Source organism: Candidatus Zixiibacteriota bacterium (assembly GCA_035574315.1).
Lineage (GTDB): Bacteria > Desulfobacterota > Binatia > UBA9968 > UBA9968 > DATLYW01.
Window position 1 is genome coordinate 21,410 of the sequence record DATLYW010000040.1, and the last position, 14,072, is coordinate 35,481.

General features: G+C 64.5%; 15 protein-coding genes and 1 pseudogene. 7 read left to right on the top strand and 9 right to left on the bottom strand.

The window, feature by feature from the left end; translation table 11 throughout:
- Positions 1-207: 207 nt before the first annotated feature.
- Positions 208-420 (bottom strand): annotated as a pseudogene (locus VNN77_14255) (DnaJ domain-containing protein).
- A gap of 206 nt (positions 421-626) precedes the next feature.
- A complete protein-coding gene (locus VNN77_14260; protein HXG52555.1) occupies positions 627-776 on the bottom strand; it encodes a hypothetical protein in 150 nt (49 codons plus the stop codon).
- A 273-nt stretch (positions 777-1,049) separates the two neighbouring features.
- Between VNN77_14260 and VNN77_14265 the strand changes: the two genes are divergently transcribed.
- The 5 genes from VNN77_14265 (at position 1,050) to VNN77_14285 (ending at position 3,655) form a co-directional block, all read left to right on the top strand.
- Positions 1,050-1,193 carry a hypothetical protein gene (locus VNN77_14265; protein ID HXG52556.1) on the top strand — a complete coding sequence of 48 codons (144 nt, stop codon included), beginning with the start codon at positions 1,050-1,052 and terminating at the stop codon, positions 1,191-1,193.
- 18 nt (positions 1,194-1,211) lie between these two features.
- Positions 1,212-2,093 carry a hypothetical protein gene (locus VNN77_14270; GenBank protein ID HXG52557.1) on the top strand — a complete coding sequence of 294 codons (882 nt, stop codon included), beginning with the start codon at positions 1,212-1,214 and terminating at the stop codon, positions 2,091-2,093.
- Positions 2,094-2,141: 48 nt separating this feature from the next.
- A complete protein-coding gene (locus VNN77_14275) occupies positions 2,142-2,387 on the top strand; it encodes a hypothetical protein (protein ID HXG52558.1) in 246 nt (81 codons plus the stop codon).
- 153 nt (positions 2,388-2,540) lie between these two features.
- Positions 2,541-3,332, top strand: a complete 792-nt coding sequence (locus VNN77_14280) for an SDR family oxidoreductase (protein ID HXG52559.1) — start codon at positions 2,541-2,543, stop codon at positions 3,330-3,332.
- Positions 3,332-3,655 (top strand): hypothetical protein, encoded by a 324-nt coding sequence (locus VNN77_14285; GenBank protein HXG52560.1) that lies wholly within the window; start codon positions 3,332-3,334, stop codon positions 3,653-3,655. The genes VNN77_14280 and VNN77_14285 overlap by 1 nt, the downstream gene beginning before the upstream one ends.
- Before the next feature lie 48 nt (positions 3,656-3,703).
- On the opposite strand, the gene VNN77_14290 is transcribed toward VNN77_14285, so the two are convergent.
- Together VNN77_14290 and nth are read right to left on the bottom strand one after the other, a co-directional pair.
- On the bottom strand, positions 3,704-4,933 hold the full coding sequence (locus VNN77_14290; GenBank protein HXG52561.1) for a hypothetical protein: 1,230 nt from the start codon (positions 4,931-4,933) through the stop codon (positions 3,704-3,706).
- A gap of 21 nt (positions 4,934-4,954) precedes the next feature.
- Positions 4,955-5,611, bottom strand: coding sequence for an endonuclease III (gene nth, locus VNN77_14295; GenBank protein HXG52562.1), 657 nt, complete (start codon positions 5,609-5,611; stop codon positions 4,955-4,957).
- 82 nt (positions 5,612-5,693) lie between these two features.
- Between nth and VNN77_14300 the strand changes: the two genes are divergently transcribed.
- Together VNN77_14300 and VNN77_14305 are read left to right on the top strand one after the other, a co-directional pair.
- Complete coding sequence (locus tag VNN77_14300) at positions 5,694-6,263, top strand: CoA pyrophosphatase (GenBank protein ID HXG52563.1); 570 nt, start codon at positions 5,694-5,696, stop codon at positions 6,261-6,263.
- Positions 6,247-6,705 carry a cupin domain-containing protein gene (locus VNN77_14305; GenBank protein ID HXG52564.1) on the top strand — a complete coding sequence of 153 codons (459 nt, stop codon included), beginning with the start codon at positions 6,247-6,249 and terminating at the stop codon, positions 6,703-6,705. Before VNN77_14300 ends, VNN77_14305 begins: the two co-directional genes overlap by 17 nt.
- A 12-nt stretch (positions 6,706-6,717) precedes the next feature.
- Here the strand turns inward: VNN77_14305 and VNN77_14310 are convergent, their stop codons facing one another.
- Genes VNN77_14310 through VNN77_14330 form a run of 5 tightly spaced genes read right to left on the bottom strand, consistent with a single transcriptional unit; the run spans position 6,718 to position 13,995 of the window.
- Positions 6,718-7,698 carry an ABC transporter substrate-binding protein gene (locus VNN77_14310; GenBank protein ID HXG52565.1) on the bottom strand — a complete coding sequence of 327 codons (981 nt, stop codon included), beginning with the start codon at positions 7,696-7,698 and terminating at the stop codon, positions 6,718-6,720.
- Positions 7,695-10,013: an MMPL family transporter gene (locus VNN77_14315; protein HXG52566.1), complete on the bottom strand. Its 2,319-nt coding sequence runs from the start codon at positions 10,011-10,013 to the stop codon at positions 7,695-7,697. The genes VNN77_14310 and VNN77_14315 overlap by 4 nt, the downstream gene beginning before the upstream one ends.
- Positions 10,010-10,984, bottom strand: coding sequence for a YCF48-related protein (locus VNN77_14320; GenBank protein ID HXG52567.1), 975 nt, complete (start codon positions 10,982-10,984; stop codon positions 10,010-10,012). The genes VNN77_14315 and VNN77_14320 overlap by 4 nt, the downstream gene beginning before the upstream one ends.
- 56 nt (positions 10,985-11,040) lie before the next feature.
- Positions 11,041-12,285, bottom strand: coding sequence for an outer membrane lipoprotein-sorting protein (locus VNN77_14325; GenBank protein HXG52568.1), 1,245 nt, complete (start codon positions 12,283-12,285; stop codon positions 11,041-11,043).
- Positions 12,286-12,297: 12 nt separating this feature from the next.
- On the bottom strand, positions 12,298-13,995 hold the full coding sequence (locus tag VNN77_14330) for a DUF1302 family protein (GenBank protein HXG52569.1): 1,698 nt from the start codon (positions 13,993-13,995) through the stop codon (positions 12,298-12,300).
- Positions 13,996-14,072: the final 77 nt, after the last annotated feature.

A 14,072-nucleotide genomic window follows, 5' to 3' on the forward strand; every position in this document is an offset into this window, starting at 1 on the left:
CTACCGGACCTGGGCGTAGAGAATGATCGCCGCGAAGATGAGATCGACCACGACGACCACGTAGATCCACCAGTAGCGTTTGAGGTGCGGCGGCGCCTTGACGGCTCTCAGCCCTTCGATCCATCCCCGAAGACGTCGCCGGCCGATCCTGGGCGGCGCTTCCGCGCGCAGCTCGGCCGAGCCGCTTTCGCCGGATTCGACCTTGCGGATCCACTCGTCGTGCGCCGCTCTCTTCGCCGGATCCGACAAGACGTCGTAAGCCTTGTTGATGATCGCCATGATCCTGGCGGCGTCGGGTTTACCGGGGTTGAGGTCCGGGTGGTACTTCTGGGAGAGGGATTTATAGGCGGCGCGGATCACTTCGGGGGGCGCATCGCGCGCCACCTTCAGGTTGTCGTAGTGGGTGTGCACCTTGCGCAATCGGGGTCCCTTCCGTTCCACCGCTCAGCACGCCGCGCCCGGCACGAAGGCATTATTTTCCGGGTTCGAGCCCGGGGTCAAGAAGGCAGCTCGGAAAGCCTTTCGCGGCTTTTCCTCGGCAGGACGGGGACCCGCCTGATGGGAGCGGAAGAGCGTCCTCGCGGCCGGCCAGCCGCCGGCCGCGAGACTTTTTGGGGGGAGGGGGGTCAGTGGGCTTTGCGGTCGTGGGCTTCGAGGTGGGCCTTGAGAAAGCTCAGGGAGTAGATGCGCGCGCCGCAGCGTTTGCATATGGTCGCCCTGCGGCTGGTTTTGCGGACCGGGACTTTCCTGAACATGGTGGCAAGCAGAACTCTCATCGGTTGCTCCTTGTCGTCGGTTTTGTTTTCTCTTCGAGCAACCGTGGTGCCACATGCCGGCGGATGCCAGAACTGCAGGTTTTTCCAAGGGATTACAGAGAATCAGCCCGATAGCCAGAAACTTCCCAAAGAAGGCCGAACGACGAAACTTGTCCGATTTTGGTCAGGTTTGTACCGCCGCATGAGGGTTTGTGGTTTTCGGCTCCCGATAGTGCTTTGCCGCACGTGACCGGTTTTGTTATAAAAAGGCCGAGAAGCACGGAGGGGGCGACAATGAAGCTCGAAAGGCTCATCGACGGGGCGTTCCGCTATGTTTTTGAGCCGGCGATGAACTGGGTGATCGACCACCCGATCATCTCGGTTGCCGCCGTCGTCTTGCTGCTCTACTGGTCGGTCCGAGGCTATCGAATGCTCTAGCCACAAGGGGGGTCCGTCATGCCGCTGGTTTCCGCGCTTGCCGCCAGCCACGCGCCGAACATTCTTCTCGAGCCGGGCGCTGAATGGGAAGATTTCATGAAGCTGCACTACCGGATGGCGCCTCAGGCGGTCGCTTCCAAGCCGACGCTCGAGCAACAGCGCACGCTCAGACGGCAGGCCGAAGAGGCGTTTCGCACCCTGCGCGGCGACCTCGAAGCGGCCAGGCCGGACGTCCTGATCGTCGTGGCCAACGACCAGCTCGTGAATTTCTTCTTCGACAACATCCCGACCTTCTTCGTGACGCTCTCGGACGAGGTGAGCGGCCAGTTCACGCGCCACCGCTTCCGTTATTCCAACCACAAGGAGCTCGGTCGCGCCATTCTACGCGCCGGCCTCGAGCGGGGGATCGATCTCGCTTTCGGCGAGAAGATCGAGCTGCAACACACGCAGACGGTCCCGCTTTACTTCCTTTTGCCGGAGCCGAAGATTCCGATCCTCCCGATCTTCGTCAACACGTGGATCGAGCCGCTGCCCACCCCCCGGCGCTGCTATCAGCTCGGGCAGTTGATCCGCGACGTCGCCGCCGGGCGTAGCGAGCGGATCGCGATTCTCGCCACCGGCGGGCTCTCCCATTTTCCCGGCTCGCCGCGGATCGGGGAGATCGACACCGAGTTCGATCACGAGCTCTTGAGGCTGATGCGCGAGGGGAGAGGGAGCGAGCTCGCCGGCTACTCGGCCGGGCAGCTCTGGCAGGCGGGCGATTCGGAGTTTCTCAACTGGATGGTGGTGTTGGGGACGGTGGGCGACAAAAAGGCCGCGCACACGTTCTACATGCCGGATCTCGTGGCCACCGGATGGGGATTCGTGAGCTGGCGATTCCAGAACGGCAGCGGCTCCTAGGTAGGGGGTCCGGCGGCGTCGCCGCAGGCGAATCTCACTGGAGGAAGCGTGAGCAGTTATCATCTGAACCGGTTGCTTTTCGACATCAAGATGAACGAGCAGGTGCTGCGGCGGGCGCTCGACGACCTCGACGCCGTCATGGCCGACTACGATCTCAGCGAACAAGAGAAAGAGGCGTTGCGCTCGGGCGATCCGCGCAAGCTGCGCCAGCTCGGCGCGCACGGCATGATCGCGCTCTACATCCTGCGTCTCAGTCCCGAATTCCGGGAAAACGTCTACTGGACGCAGAAATAATCGCTGTTTCGGACCGTCGATCTCATCGCGGCCGAGCACTGTCTTCCCGGAAAAATCCGCTCGAAGTCCGCCCACGAGCCGGAGCGTCCGTTTTTGACGCTCCGGGACCGGTTTGCTAGTATCCACAAGATTCTCGGCTTCAGGAGGCTTGCAATGGAGTTGGGCTTGAAGGGCAAGGTTGCGCTGGTCGCAGGCGCCAGCCAGGGAATGGGACGGGCGATCGCGATGGGATTCGCACGCGAAGGAGCCAGGGTTGCCATCTGCGCCCGCGGCGAAGCGGCGCTCAAGGAAGCCGCGGAACGGATCCGGCAGGAAACCGGAGGCGAGGTTCTCTGGATGGTCGCGGACATGACGAAAGCGGACGACATCCGCCGCTTCGTGAACGAAAGCGCGAGCCGGTTCGGCCGCCTCGACATCATCGTCAACAATGCAGGGGGGCCGCCGCCCGGGGAATTCATGAAGTTCACCGACGAGGATTGGGAAAACGCGTTTCGCCTGAGCTTCATGAGCACGATGAGGATGACGCGGGAAGCCGTGCCGCACATGCGCCGGGCCGGCGGCGGCCGCGTGATCAACATCACCTCGTACTCGGTCAAGGAGCCGATTGCCGGCCTGGTCCTGTCCAACGCGATCCGCAGCGGGGTGATCGGCCTCGCCAAGACCCTTTCGCGAGAGCTCGCCAAGGACAATATCCTGGTCAACAACGTCTGCCCCGGCCGCATCGATACCGAGCGCGCGCAGAAGCTGAACAAGGCGCGGGCCGAGCGGCTGAACCGGCCGGTGGAGGAGATCAACCGCGAAATGGCGGCGGAGGTGCCCCTGGGGCGCTACGGCACGCCGGAAGAGGCCGCGGACCTGGTCGTTTTTCTGGCGTCCGAACGGGCGAGCTACATCACCGGAACGACCATTCAGATCGACGGCGGGCTGGTGCGGGGGATACAGTAATGGTCCATTTCGTCATCCAGTGGGATCTGCCGGACCAGAAGGCGAACCTGACGATCTACGCCAACAAGGCGAGAAACGACTGGCTGCCGACGACGCTCTCGCACAAAGGGGTGATCGAGATCCGCAACTACCGGAATCCGCTGGAGGTGACGCCGCAGGTGGCCGTCACGATCGACTTCGACACGCTCGATCACTGGCGGGAGTTCATCGACTCCCAGGACTACATCCGCATCATGCGCGAGCTGCGCATCCTGGGCTGCCACAACTTCACGGCCAACGTCTGGGCTCCCTCGAGATATTTTCCCGAATCGATGAAGCCCTGAGCGGAGACGTTCGCCCGCGCCCGGACGCTCAAGCCGGCGTGCGGCGGTTCAGTTCCCCGAGCCTGCGTAGTCCCAGATCCGTTTCAGGCGGAGAACGTAGATGCCCTGGTTTTTCTCGCTGATGTAGATGCAGCCGCGGCGGTCGACGAGCACGTCCTCGACCTGCGCCACGAGCCGGCTCGGCTTGGTGCCGATTCGCGTCTTCGGATCCGGCGGGATGAAGAAGCCGATCTCCTTCGGGGTGCGCGGGTCGCGAATGTCGTAGACGCGAAGACCGGCGTTGAAATAGGTGAGATAGGCGACGTCGTCGCGATCCTCGAGGCAGGGCTGGTGGTTCGGATGGTGGTGGTTGTGGGGTCCGAAGCGGCCGCCTTTCTCGAAGAAATTTTTCAGGCCGGAATCGGCCGGCGGCTGCGGCTGGGGGAAAAGCGACAGCAGCCTCGGCTTTTCCTCGTCGCTGAGATCGACGATGCCGGCTAGGTTGAGGTTCTCCTCGCCGTTTTCGGCGATTGCTTCGTCGTTGATCAACGCGAGCTTGCGCCGCCGCAGAGGCAGATAGGTGTGGATTCCCTGGCGGCTGCAAAGCCCGCGGAAAGCGAGCCGGCTCACCAGATGCGGTCTGCCGGGATCGGCGATGTCGAGAACGACGCCGCCCGCGTCACCGTAAGGGAGATAGGCACGCGAACCTTCGACATAGGCCGGACCGTGGAGCGATATCTTCGCGCCGCCCGCGCGTGCCGGCTCCCTCTGCTCCGCCAGGGCAAAAGTGGAGACAAGCCGGGGCTTGGCGGGATCGGCGATATCGACGATCTGGTAGATCTTGCCGTCGTAACCCGGAGCTCCGGCCGCCAAGTGCATGAGCGGGCCGCCGTCGTAGAAGTTCCGGTGCGTACCGGTCCCGCCCGTCCGGTAGTGGCCCAGGCGCCGCGGGCGGGCGGGCTCGCTCAGGTCCCAGATGAAGACCCCTTCGGCGTGCTCGCGCGAATCGCTTCCTCCCCAGCCGGGCGCGATCCTTTCCAGCGCCGTGACCATCCGCCCGTCGGCGACCTGGACCTGGATGGTCCACGTGTTCGGCGGGCCAGGTACGAAGTTCAGCCACTGCGGCGCCGTCGGGTCAGTGACGTCGAGGACCGTCCAGCCGGAGTGCCAGAGGTGTCCCGTGTAGAGATACCAGCGTCCGCCCGCCTCCATCATGGCGAGCTTGAAAGCCGGCCGGCCCTGAAGGTCGTGGTAGCCCAAGACCTCGACGTTGTGGGCGGAAAAGCCGGAAGGAATCACGCCGACCTCGCTTCTGCCGGCCTAGCGGCTGGCGGTCACCCCGACCCTAGCGCAGTACTTGCGGATCGGGCAAGAGCTGCACATGGGCGAGATCGGCCGGCAGAGATGCTGCCCGAACGAGACCAGGAGATCGTTGAACTCGATCCAGTACCGCTTGGGCAGCCGCGCGCGCAGCGCGAACTCGGTCTCGTGCGGTGTCCGGGTGCGCACGTAACCCCAGCGATTCGTGATGCGGTGCACGTGAGTGTCGACGCAGATGCCGGGCTTGTGATAGCCGAGGGTCACCACGAGATTGGCGGTTTTCCGGCCCACCCCCTTGAGCTTGAGCAGCTCGTCGATCTCGTCCGGGACCCTGCCGCCGTAGTCCCGCACGAGCGTGCGGCAAATCTCGCGGATCGTTTTCGCCTTCGTGCGATAGAAGCCGACCGGAAAGATCGCCTTCTCGATCGCCTTAGGGCTGAGCTTCATCATCGCCTCGGGCGAGTCGGCGAGCGCGAAGAGGCGGCGGGAGGCCTGCGCCGTCGTCGAATCCTGCGTGCGCAGGCTCAAGATGCACGAGATCAGGACCCGGAACGGGCTCCGATACGTTTCGGCCATCAAGGTGACGATCGGCGTGTTCCACTGCCGCACGGCGCGCCGCAGGATGCGAATGACGTCGTGGATGTCCCGGTCGGTCACGGCGCTGGTTTTCCGCCCTCGGTTCGGCTAAATTGGCATCGCTATTTATCACAGTTCCTCGGCGCGTGAAATCGGTCCGGTCATGAGCGCGGATGAGATCGCGGCGGCGCTTCGAAGGCGGGTCCCCAGGAACCTCTCCGGCGGAACCCGGCCCGCTGCCGTGCTCGTGCCGCTTGAGGAGCGCGCGGACGGCGAGCATCTGGTCCTGACGAAGCGAGCCGAATGGCTCAATCACCACCGCGGCCAGATCGCGTTTCCCGGCGGGACGATCGATCGCGGCGATGACGGCCCGCTCGAGGCCGCGCTGCGCGAGACCTACGAAGAGATCGGGGTCCGCCCCGATCATGTAAGGATTCTCGGCCGGCTCGATCAGGTGACCGCCGGCTACGACTTCGTCGTGACGCCGTTCGTCGGCCTCATTCCCTCCGCTTACCGGTTTCGCGTCAATCCGGCGGAAACCGAGGAAGTGTTCACGGTTCCGATCGCGGCTTTGATGGAGCCCGGGCGGCTCGCCGTCGCGGAGCGCCTGTCCTCGGGGGGCGAGCCGGTCTACCATTTCTACTACGAGGGCCGCGACATCTGGGGCGCGACCGCGCGCATCATCGTGCAGCTCTTGAAGGTTGCCTACGACTACGATGTGGTCCACCCTTGACCGAGCCGCGATCTTCGCGCTGGCGCTTCTCGCGACCGGAAGCTGCTCGCGAGCGCCGCGTCTCCATCTTCAGTACGGTAGCGAGCTGAAACAGACCGAGCTCGCGCGCTTCCTGGAGGAAAATCCCCTCGGCGCCGGCGAAAACATCAAGGTCACGACCCTCGGCCGCGGGCGGGAGGTGAGCCACCACATCGTCCAGGTGAGAGAGCGCGAGGAACCGCATGTTCACGAGCGCCACGACGGCACCGTCGTGGTGCTGAGAGGCGGCGGCTATCTCATGCTCGACGGCAGGCGGATCGATATCGCCACCGGCGACGCGGTTTACATTCCGCGCGGCGCGCCCCACTACTTCGTCAATACCGGGAGCGATCCGGCGATCGCTTTCGTGATCTTTTCTCCGCCCTTCGACGGCAAGGACTACGTTGCGGTCCGGGACCGCTAGCCCCCCTCCGGACTAGCGGCGGGCGGCGCGGAGGAACGAGAGGTCGAGAAGCCGATCGGCGTCTCCTTCGCCGAGGGGAGGGCCGCCGAGCTCGCTTGCCAGCGCCAGCGCGTCGCGGATCTTTTTCCGGCTCACCTCGCCGTCGCCAAGCATCACGGCGGCGGCGTCGCGGTAGACGCGCTCGGCGACCGCACGTTCGAGGCCGAAAGCGTCGGCAAGATAGGCCGTCGCAGCTTCCGGGTCGCTCAGGTATCGACGCACCGACTTCAAGGTGGCACGCACGACACGCCCGACCTCGTCGGGGCGGGAGCGGATCTTCGCTTCGCTGGTGACCAGGCCGTTGATCGTGGGGGCGTCGGGTACTTCGTTGCCGAGGTGCGCCAGCGGGTGGAAGCCGGCCCGCTCGGCGAGCACGGAATGGGGCGGAGCCATGACGGCTGCATCGAGCGCTCCCGCGCTCAAGCCCTGCAACCCGAGCGGTGAGATCTGGCCGGAGACGTAGGTCACGTCCTTGTCCGGCTCCAGGCCGTGCTTTCTGAGGTACCGCCTGAGCACGAGGTAGGGCGTGTCTCCCGGAAAGCTCACGCCGATGCGCTTGCGTCGCAGCATGACGGGCGCGCGAATCTCCGGGCGGACGAGCAACCAGAAGGCCGCTCGATCGTCGAGCGCGAGGACGAGCTTTACGGGAAACCCGCGCGTGGCGCCGCGCAGCGCCGCGCCGCCGTGGGCGATGTAATCGACCTTTCCCGAGTGAAGGGCGGTCATCGCCAGGTCGGTGCGCAGCACCTGGATTTCGAGCCGCAACCCTTCCGCGGCGTAAAACCCGTGCTTTTCACCGAAATAAAGGGGCGCGTACTGGATCGCAAAGACCGGCACGGCCAGGCGGACGGGGGCGGGCGCCCCCGCCTCCCCCGGGTCGGCGGCGAGGCACGCAAGAAAGAGCAAGAGGACGCCGCGCCGGAAGCTCTCTGGCAGAGCGGAAGGGAGGCTCACGACGGCTCTCCGGTCACGAACCGCGGTCGCAGCAGGCCGATCAGAGCCGGCAGGAGCAGCAGACCGCCGAGCATGTTCATCGTCAGGATGATCAACAGCTGGTAGCCCATTTCGGCCTGGAAGCGAAGGGGCGAGAAAGCCCAGAAAGCGATTCCCGCCGAGATCAGGACCGCGGTGTAGAGTACCGCCTTGCCCGCGGTGGCAGTGGCCTCCACGACGGCGGCGCGCAGGTCGCGGCTGCCCTGGCGCCGGTATTCCTCGAGCACCCGCGAGACGACGTAGATGCCGTAGTCCTCGCCGAAGCCGATGCCGAGCGTCACGACCGGCAGAGTGTTCACGTTGAGCCCGAGGCCCCAATAGGCCATGAGCGCCATTCCGAAGGTGTTCGAGAGAAGAACGACCCCGACGAACAGCAACGCCGCGACGAGCGAGCGAAAACCGGCCGCGCAAAAGACCAGCTGGGCCGCGAGCATCAGCCCGAGCGTCCACTTGTCCGAGCGGGCGATGACCTCGTTGGCGGCGGCGAGCACGCCCACCAGGCCGCCGGCGAGCCGGAACTCGGCGCCGGCGACCGGGTGGCGCGCGATGAAGTCGCGGGCCCGCTCGATCGTGTCGCGGATCGTGTCGCCCTTGTGGTCGCGCAGGAAGAGCGTGATGTTGGCGTGCTGGAAATTGTAGTTCACCCAGCGGTCGAAGTCGCCGGGCTCGCTGCCGTGCTCGGCGATCATGAGGATGCCCCCGACTTCTTCCTCGGTGCGCGGCAACAGTCCCCAGCGCGGGTCGTTGTTGTGCAGCACGGTATTGATCTGCCGGGTGAGCCCCACCAGAGAATCGGTGCCGCCGACGTGAGGGGAGCGTTCCATGGTCCGCTGGAACGCTTCCATAGCGCGCAAGACCTCCGGCAGCTTGGCGGCGCGCTCCTGCTTGCCCTCGACGATCACGTAGAGGTGGTCGGTGCCTTCGAACTTCTCGTTGATCCGCGCGACGCTCACGTTGTAGGGCGAATCGGGCCAGAGGAGCGGAGAGCCGGGCCGGGAGTCGCCGACGGTGAGATGGCGGTACCAGTACGCGCTCCAGAGCGCGACAGCGGCGAAGATGGCGATCACGATCAGCTGCCCGGCGGGCGCGGTGCACGCGCGCGCGGCCGCACGCAACGGCGCGTCGAGCCAGTGCCCTTCGCCTCCCTTCGGCAGCCGCCGGGGAACCGGGAAATAGCAGCACAGGACCGGGTCGAGGACGACCACCGTGAAGAGGTTGCTCAGCACCCAGAAGCTCCCGCCGATCGCGAGCTTCGTCAGGATCGGCATCGGCGCCAGGAGCAGGACCGTCAGCCCGATGGCGTCGGTGAGGATCGACACGCTTCCCGGCATCATCAGCGCCGCAGCGCATTCGGCGGCCGCTTTCTCCTTGTCGTGCCAGCGCTCCAGCTCCTCGAAGAAACGCTCGCGAAACTGGATCGAGTGGCTGATCGTGCGCGCGGCGATCAGGAACGGCACCACCAGCACGAGCGGCTCGAAGTTGAAGCCGAGGAGCGCGTTGAACCCCATGCCCCAGATGAACGTCACCAGCGCCGAAAGCAGGGGGATCAGAACGCCGTTGAGGTTGCGATAGTAAAAGGTGAGCAGGCCGAGGATGGCGAGGCAGGTGACCGCGATGATGCGGCCGATGTCGCGCAGGTGGTGATAGATCCAGCCGTAGAGGATCGGCTCGCCCGCGGCGTACACCTTCGTGTTCGCGTCCTCCACCGAGCGGATCGCCGCCTGGACGCGCGCGAACAGCCGGGCGTAGTCCAGCCGTTCCTCGTGGAATGCGGCGGTGATCAGGGCCGCCTTGCCGTCGCGGGAAACCAGGCGGCCGCTGATCGTCGGGTTCGCGAAGACCGCATCGCGCAGCCGGCCGATCTCCTCCGGCGTCCGCGGCACCTCCGGCCACATGACCGGCTGCACCTCGATCCCCCACGAGCTGGCGCGGACGTCTTTGACCTTCTGCCGCGCGATCGAGAAGATCTGGTAGTTGTTGACCCCCGGGGTGAGCTCCATCACTTCGGTGAGATGCTTGATCTTCTTCAGGGTTTGGGGATTGAAGATGTCGCCGTCCCGGACTTCCACCGAAAGGAGGATCAGGTTCGCGCCGCCGAAAACCTTCGCGAAACGGTTGTGGACCCGGATGAAGGGGTGGTCTTTCGGCAGGAGATCGGAGAACGCCGTGTACATCTCGATCCGCAGCGCGGCGCGGCCGAAGAAAAGCGTTGCCGCCAAAAGGGCGAGCAGCACCCAGAGGCGCCGCCGCACGGTCCATTCGGCAATCTTTCTCATCGTGAAGCCCTGCGGCCGGGGGCGGCGAGGGCCACGGGCTTCCAGGATCTGCCGCCGTCTTCGGTGCGAAGCAGGGTTCCGCGGTTCCCGACGATGAGCCCCAGGCCCCCCGTGCCGAAAGCGATGCCGTTGAGGCTCACGGGCGGCGCCTTGACCGGCGCCGGCCGCCAGCCGGAACCCGCTCGCGGGCGAACCAGGACGGTGCCGCGCTCGCCTACCGCCCAATGGCCGGCGGGCGAGGAGGCGGCGGCGAAGAGATGGCGTCGAGGCCGCTTCGAGCCCTCGATCTCCCAGCGCGTGCTGCGGGTCTCCAGGATCGTGCCGTCGAGCCCGAAGGCGGTCCCCGCAGAGGAGTCGAGCAGGAGGCGGAACAGGTTGCGGCTCTCTCCGCTGGCGAACGTCACCTCGATCGGGCTTTTTTGCTTCGTCCAGCTTCGCCCGCCGTCGGTCGTCCTGTAAATGCGGCCGAATTCCCCCACCAGCCAGCCCTCCCGCGGGTCGCGAAAGCGCACGTCGTTGATGATCACGTCGTCGCCGAGCGAGACCGGTTCCCAGCTATCGCCGCCGTCCGCGGTCCGAAGCACCACGCCCCGGCTCCCGGCCGCCCAGCCGAGACGAGGATCGAGGAAATGAAGAGCGAGCAGGTGCTCCTGGGTGCGGCCATCGAGCCGCTGCCAGCTTCGCCCGCCGTCGCGGGTGCGAAGCAGGGTCCCGTAGCTTCCGGAGATCCAGCCCGTGTCGGCATCGAGAAACACCACGCGGAAGAGCGCCTCGCGGGTATTGCTCTCCTGAACGCTCCAGCTGAGCCCCCGGTCGCGGGAATGGAGAATCGTCCCGTAATATCCGACGATCCAGCAGCGCGAGCCGTGGACGGCGACGTCGTAAAAGTTCTCGTGGAACGCCACCTCGCGTTCGGCCGCCCGCGCGGCGGGCGGCCAGAGCAGGACAAGCAGCAAAAGAATCCGAAGCACTCGTGACAAGGGGACTCGAAGCGAAACGCGGTCGTGCGGCGCCGGGAACGAGGCGGCTACTCTACGGTGCCGCCGCGCATGATGCGCTGCAGGGTCGCCAGGCTGAACATGCTCGCGGGATAACCCTGGTTGTAAGCGCGCGTGGCGGTGACGATCGTGGAGCGCCCGTTCTGGACGTTGACGATCACCACGTCTCCCACCGACCAGACTTCGCGCCCGTCGCGCAGCTTGACCGGGGTGAAAAAGCCGAACTGCTCCTTCCAGTACTCCCCGCGCTTGTCCCAGATGAGCGTCCAGTGCGTGTCGAAGGTGACCTTGTTCAGGTGAAGCACCTTCCGCGGGTAGCAGTAATTGGGGTCCTTGGGGGTGATTTCCAGCACATAGGTGTCGACCACCTCCCATTTTTCGTTCAGCGGCAGGTAGTCGCCGTCCTTGCGGGCGAACGGCAGGTGCTCCTGGCTGATGTTGGCGAGGATCTTCTTGTCGCCGAGATACTTGTAGTTGAAGTCGGTGATCTTGCCGTTGAAGCTGTTGATGTCGTCGAGATTGAACTCGCTCGGCGCCAGCGTCTGGCAGCGCTGCGTCGTGGTCGCCCGGCGGATCCGGCGGATGCTCGGAATGTAGATGTGGAGGTCGTCGGGGCGCTGCGGGTCCTTGTACCGGATCTCCAGGGTGGTGGTTCCGGAAGCGTCGCGCGGATAGCTGTCGACGCGCAGCTGGATGTAATCGATGTGCTCGTAGCCGGGGATCACCGGCTTGGGATCGAGCGTGTAGCGCGTGCTCGGAAAGAGAAAGTAGGAGACCAGGTCGGCGCGCCGCTCGGAGCCGTCTTTCTCGATGGCGACGCGGATGATCTTGCCGCCTTTGACGGCCCCGCCGGTCTTGTAGTCGTCCCCCAGCCAGCGGTAGAAAAAGTTCCACGCCAGCTTCTGTCCGACCTGGGGGTCGGACCGGTCGATCTTCGGAAACGGCTGGCCCGCCACGTAGTTCAAGAGCTCGCCGTTGGGCCCGAGACGCACCTTACCGGAGTATCTCTCGGTCGCCTCGACGTACTCCTTGAGCGGGCGGTAGGTCCTGGTCGGCTTGATCTGGATCGTGTAGCCCGCCTTGATCCGGTTCAGGAGGTTCTCTCCGATCATTCCCTGGACCTTCTGCCAGTTTTGCGGCCCGATCGTTTCGCCGGGCTTGAGATCCGCTTCGGCGGCGAGACCCGGTGCGCCGTATCCGAGAACCAGGCAGAGCACCGCGGCCCGGAGTCGTCTTCCATATCTTGAGCGTTTCGGCTGAGCCTTGACGTTCATCACGACCTCTCGTCAGAATTGGTATCGCATCTTCAGGAACACAGAGTCCTTTTCGGAGAAGAACCCCAAGCTGTTGAACTTGTTGTGGCCGCCGTAGAAGGCGCCGATCAGGCTCAACGCGATCTTTTCGTTCCAGGGCGGCGCGTAGGTCACGGCGGGATTGGCGTTCCAGTATCCGGCCGGATCGTATCCCACGAAAACATCCGGCAAAACAGTATCGCCGAAATAGCCGGTGCTGACACGGAACGTGAGATTCGTGGAGACCTTCCTGATCCGCGTGGCGGCCGAGAAGGGGCGGATCCCGTCCTCGTGATCCAGAATGATGCGCTGGAAAATCTGAAAAGACATCCGGAACGCCCGCCAGGGATCATCCTGGAGGAAAGGGATGAGCACCGACCGGTCGAATCCCAGGGCATAGCGCAAAGTGTTTTTTTCGACCGTGCCGTCCGGGTGCCTGGGATGCGGGCCCGCCCTCAAGCCAAACGGTCCGGGGAATTTCGAAATGTTATAGAGCTGGTTAGGGTAAAAAGCGATCTCGCCGCGAATTGCCGTGTTTACCGGCAGCGTCAAGACCTCGTCGACCGTGTAGTTGAAATGGCCGGCCAGAATATGGGTCCGGTCGTTGATCAGGCGGAGCCGGGCGACGCTCGGTGCAACGCCCGCCAGGCAAGGCCCCACCACGGCGGCAGAGCACTGGACGCCTTGGAGCTTGAAGACCATGTCGGTGGATTGCGGGTTGTATCCCCAGATGTAGCCGAGGCCGAAATTCAGCTTGCCGACGCTATGGGTGATCCGCGCGCCGATCTTCCAGCTGTCCCCGGCGTCCGGTAATCCGCGAGTGGTGAGTGGAATCACCAGGCAACCGGCGCCCACGCACGCCAGCGGATTCAACGGGTTGGCGAAAAGGTTGCCGAAGGCGTTGCGACCGGCAAGGACCATCCTGGTCTCGGGATGGGCGGACCACCTGCCGTAACGGACCGCGAGGTCAGCAGTATCGTTGCTGCCGACAACCTCGTCCACCCGCTGCCTGGCTTCGTCGAACATTCCAGGCAAAGCAAAGAATTCAAAGATCGTGTTCGTCACCGGCTGGATGGTATAAAGCGCTCTGAGCCCCCAGGAGGGAATCCGGGTTTCATCGAGATTGAACAGATTGGGTGCGGCGGGGGGCGAGAAGGTCAAGTCCTGCGGATTGATCACGTCGAGCAGCCGCAATCCATCGGTTTCGCCCCATGAAATGAACTGCCGCCCGATCCTTATCTGCAGCCGGTCGGTGGGAGAGACGTCCAGGACTGCCTCCCAGGGCTTGGGGCTGTATTCGTCATAAAAGGTGTTGGGCAGCGGCTTGACGGGAGCGGACGGGAAATATGAAACGCTTTTCTCCCGGCTCTTGGCTTCGGCGCTGTACCGGGGCTCCTTCACGAAGCGCCACGATATGAAAAACTTCGACCACGCGGTGAGCTCGATATTGAACTCGGGTTGGATGGTGAACCGGTTCATGATGAAGCGGTTGGAGGTGTTGAAATGGCGGTCGCCGTGGCTCACGGACAAGCCGGTCATGTTCTCGATGAAGCCTCCGAAGGAGACTTTTTCCCTGAAGAACTTTTCCCACTCGTCCCCGAGGATAGAGGCCGCCCCGGCCGGCGCGGCGCAAACAGCGATCAGGGAAACGCCGATCAGTCGTGAAAGTCGCCTGCGCCATCGCTCTGTCATCCGGCACCTCCGATGCCCTGGGTCTCGTGTTGCGTGTTTTTGCACGCTCTTTCGTGCTAGTGTTGGGAATATCCGCC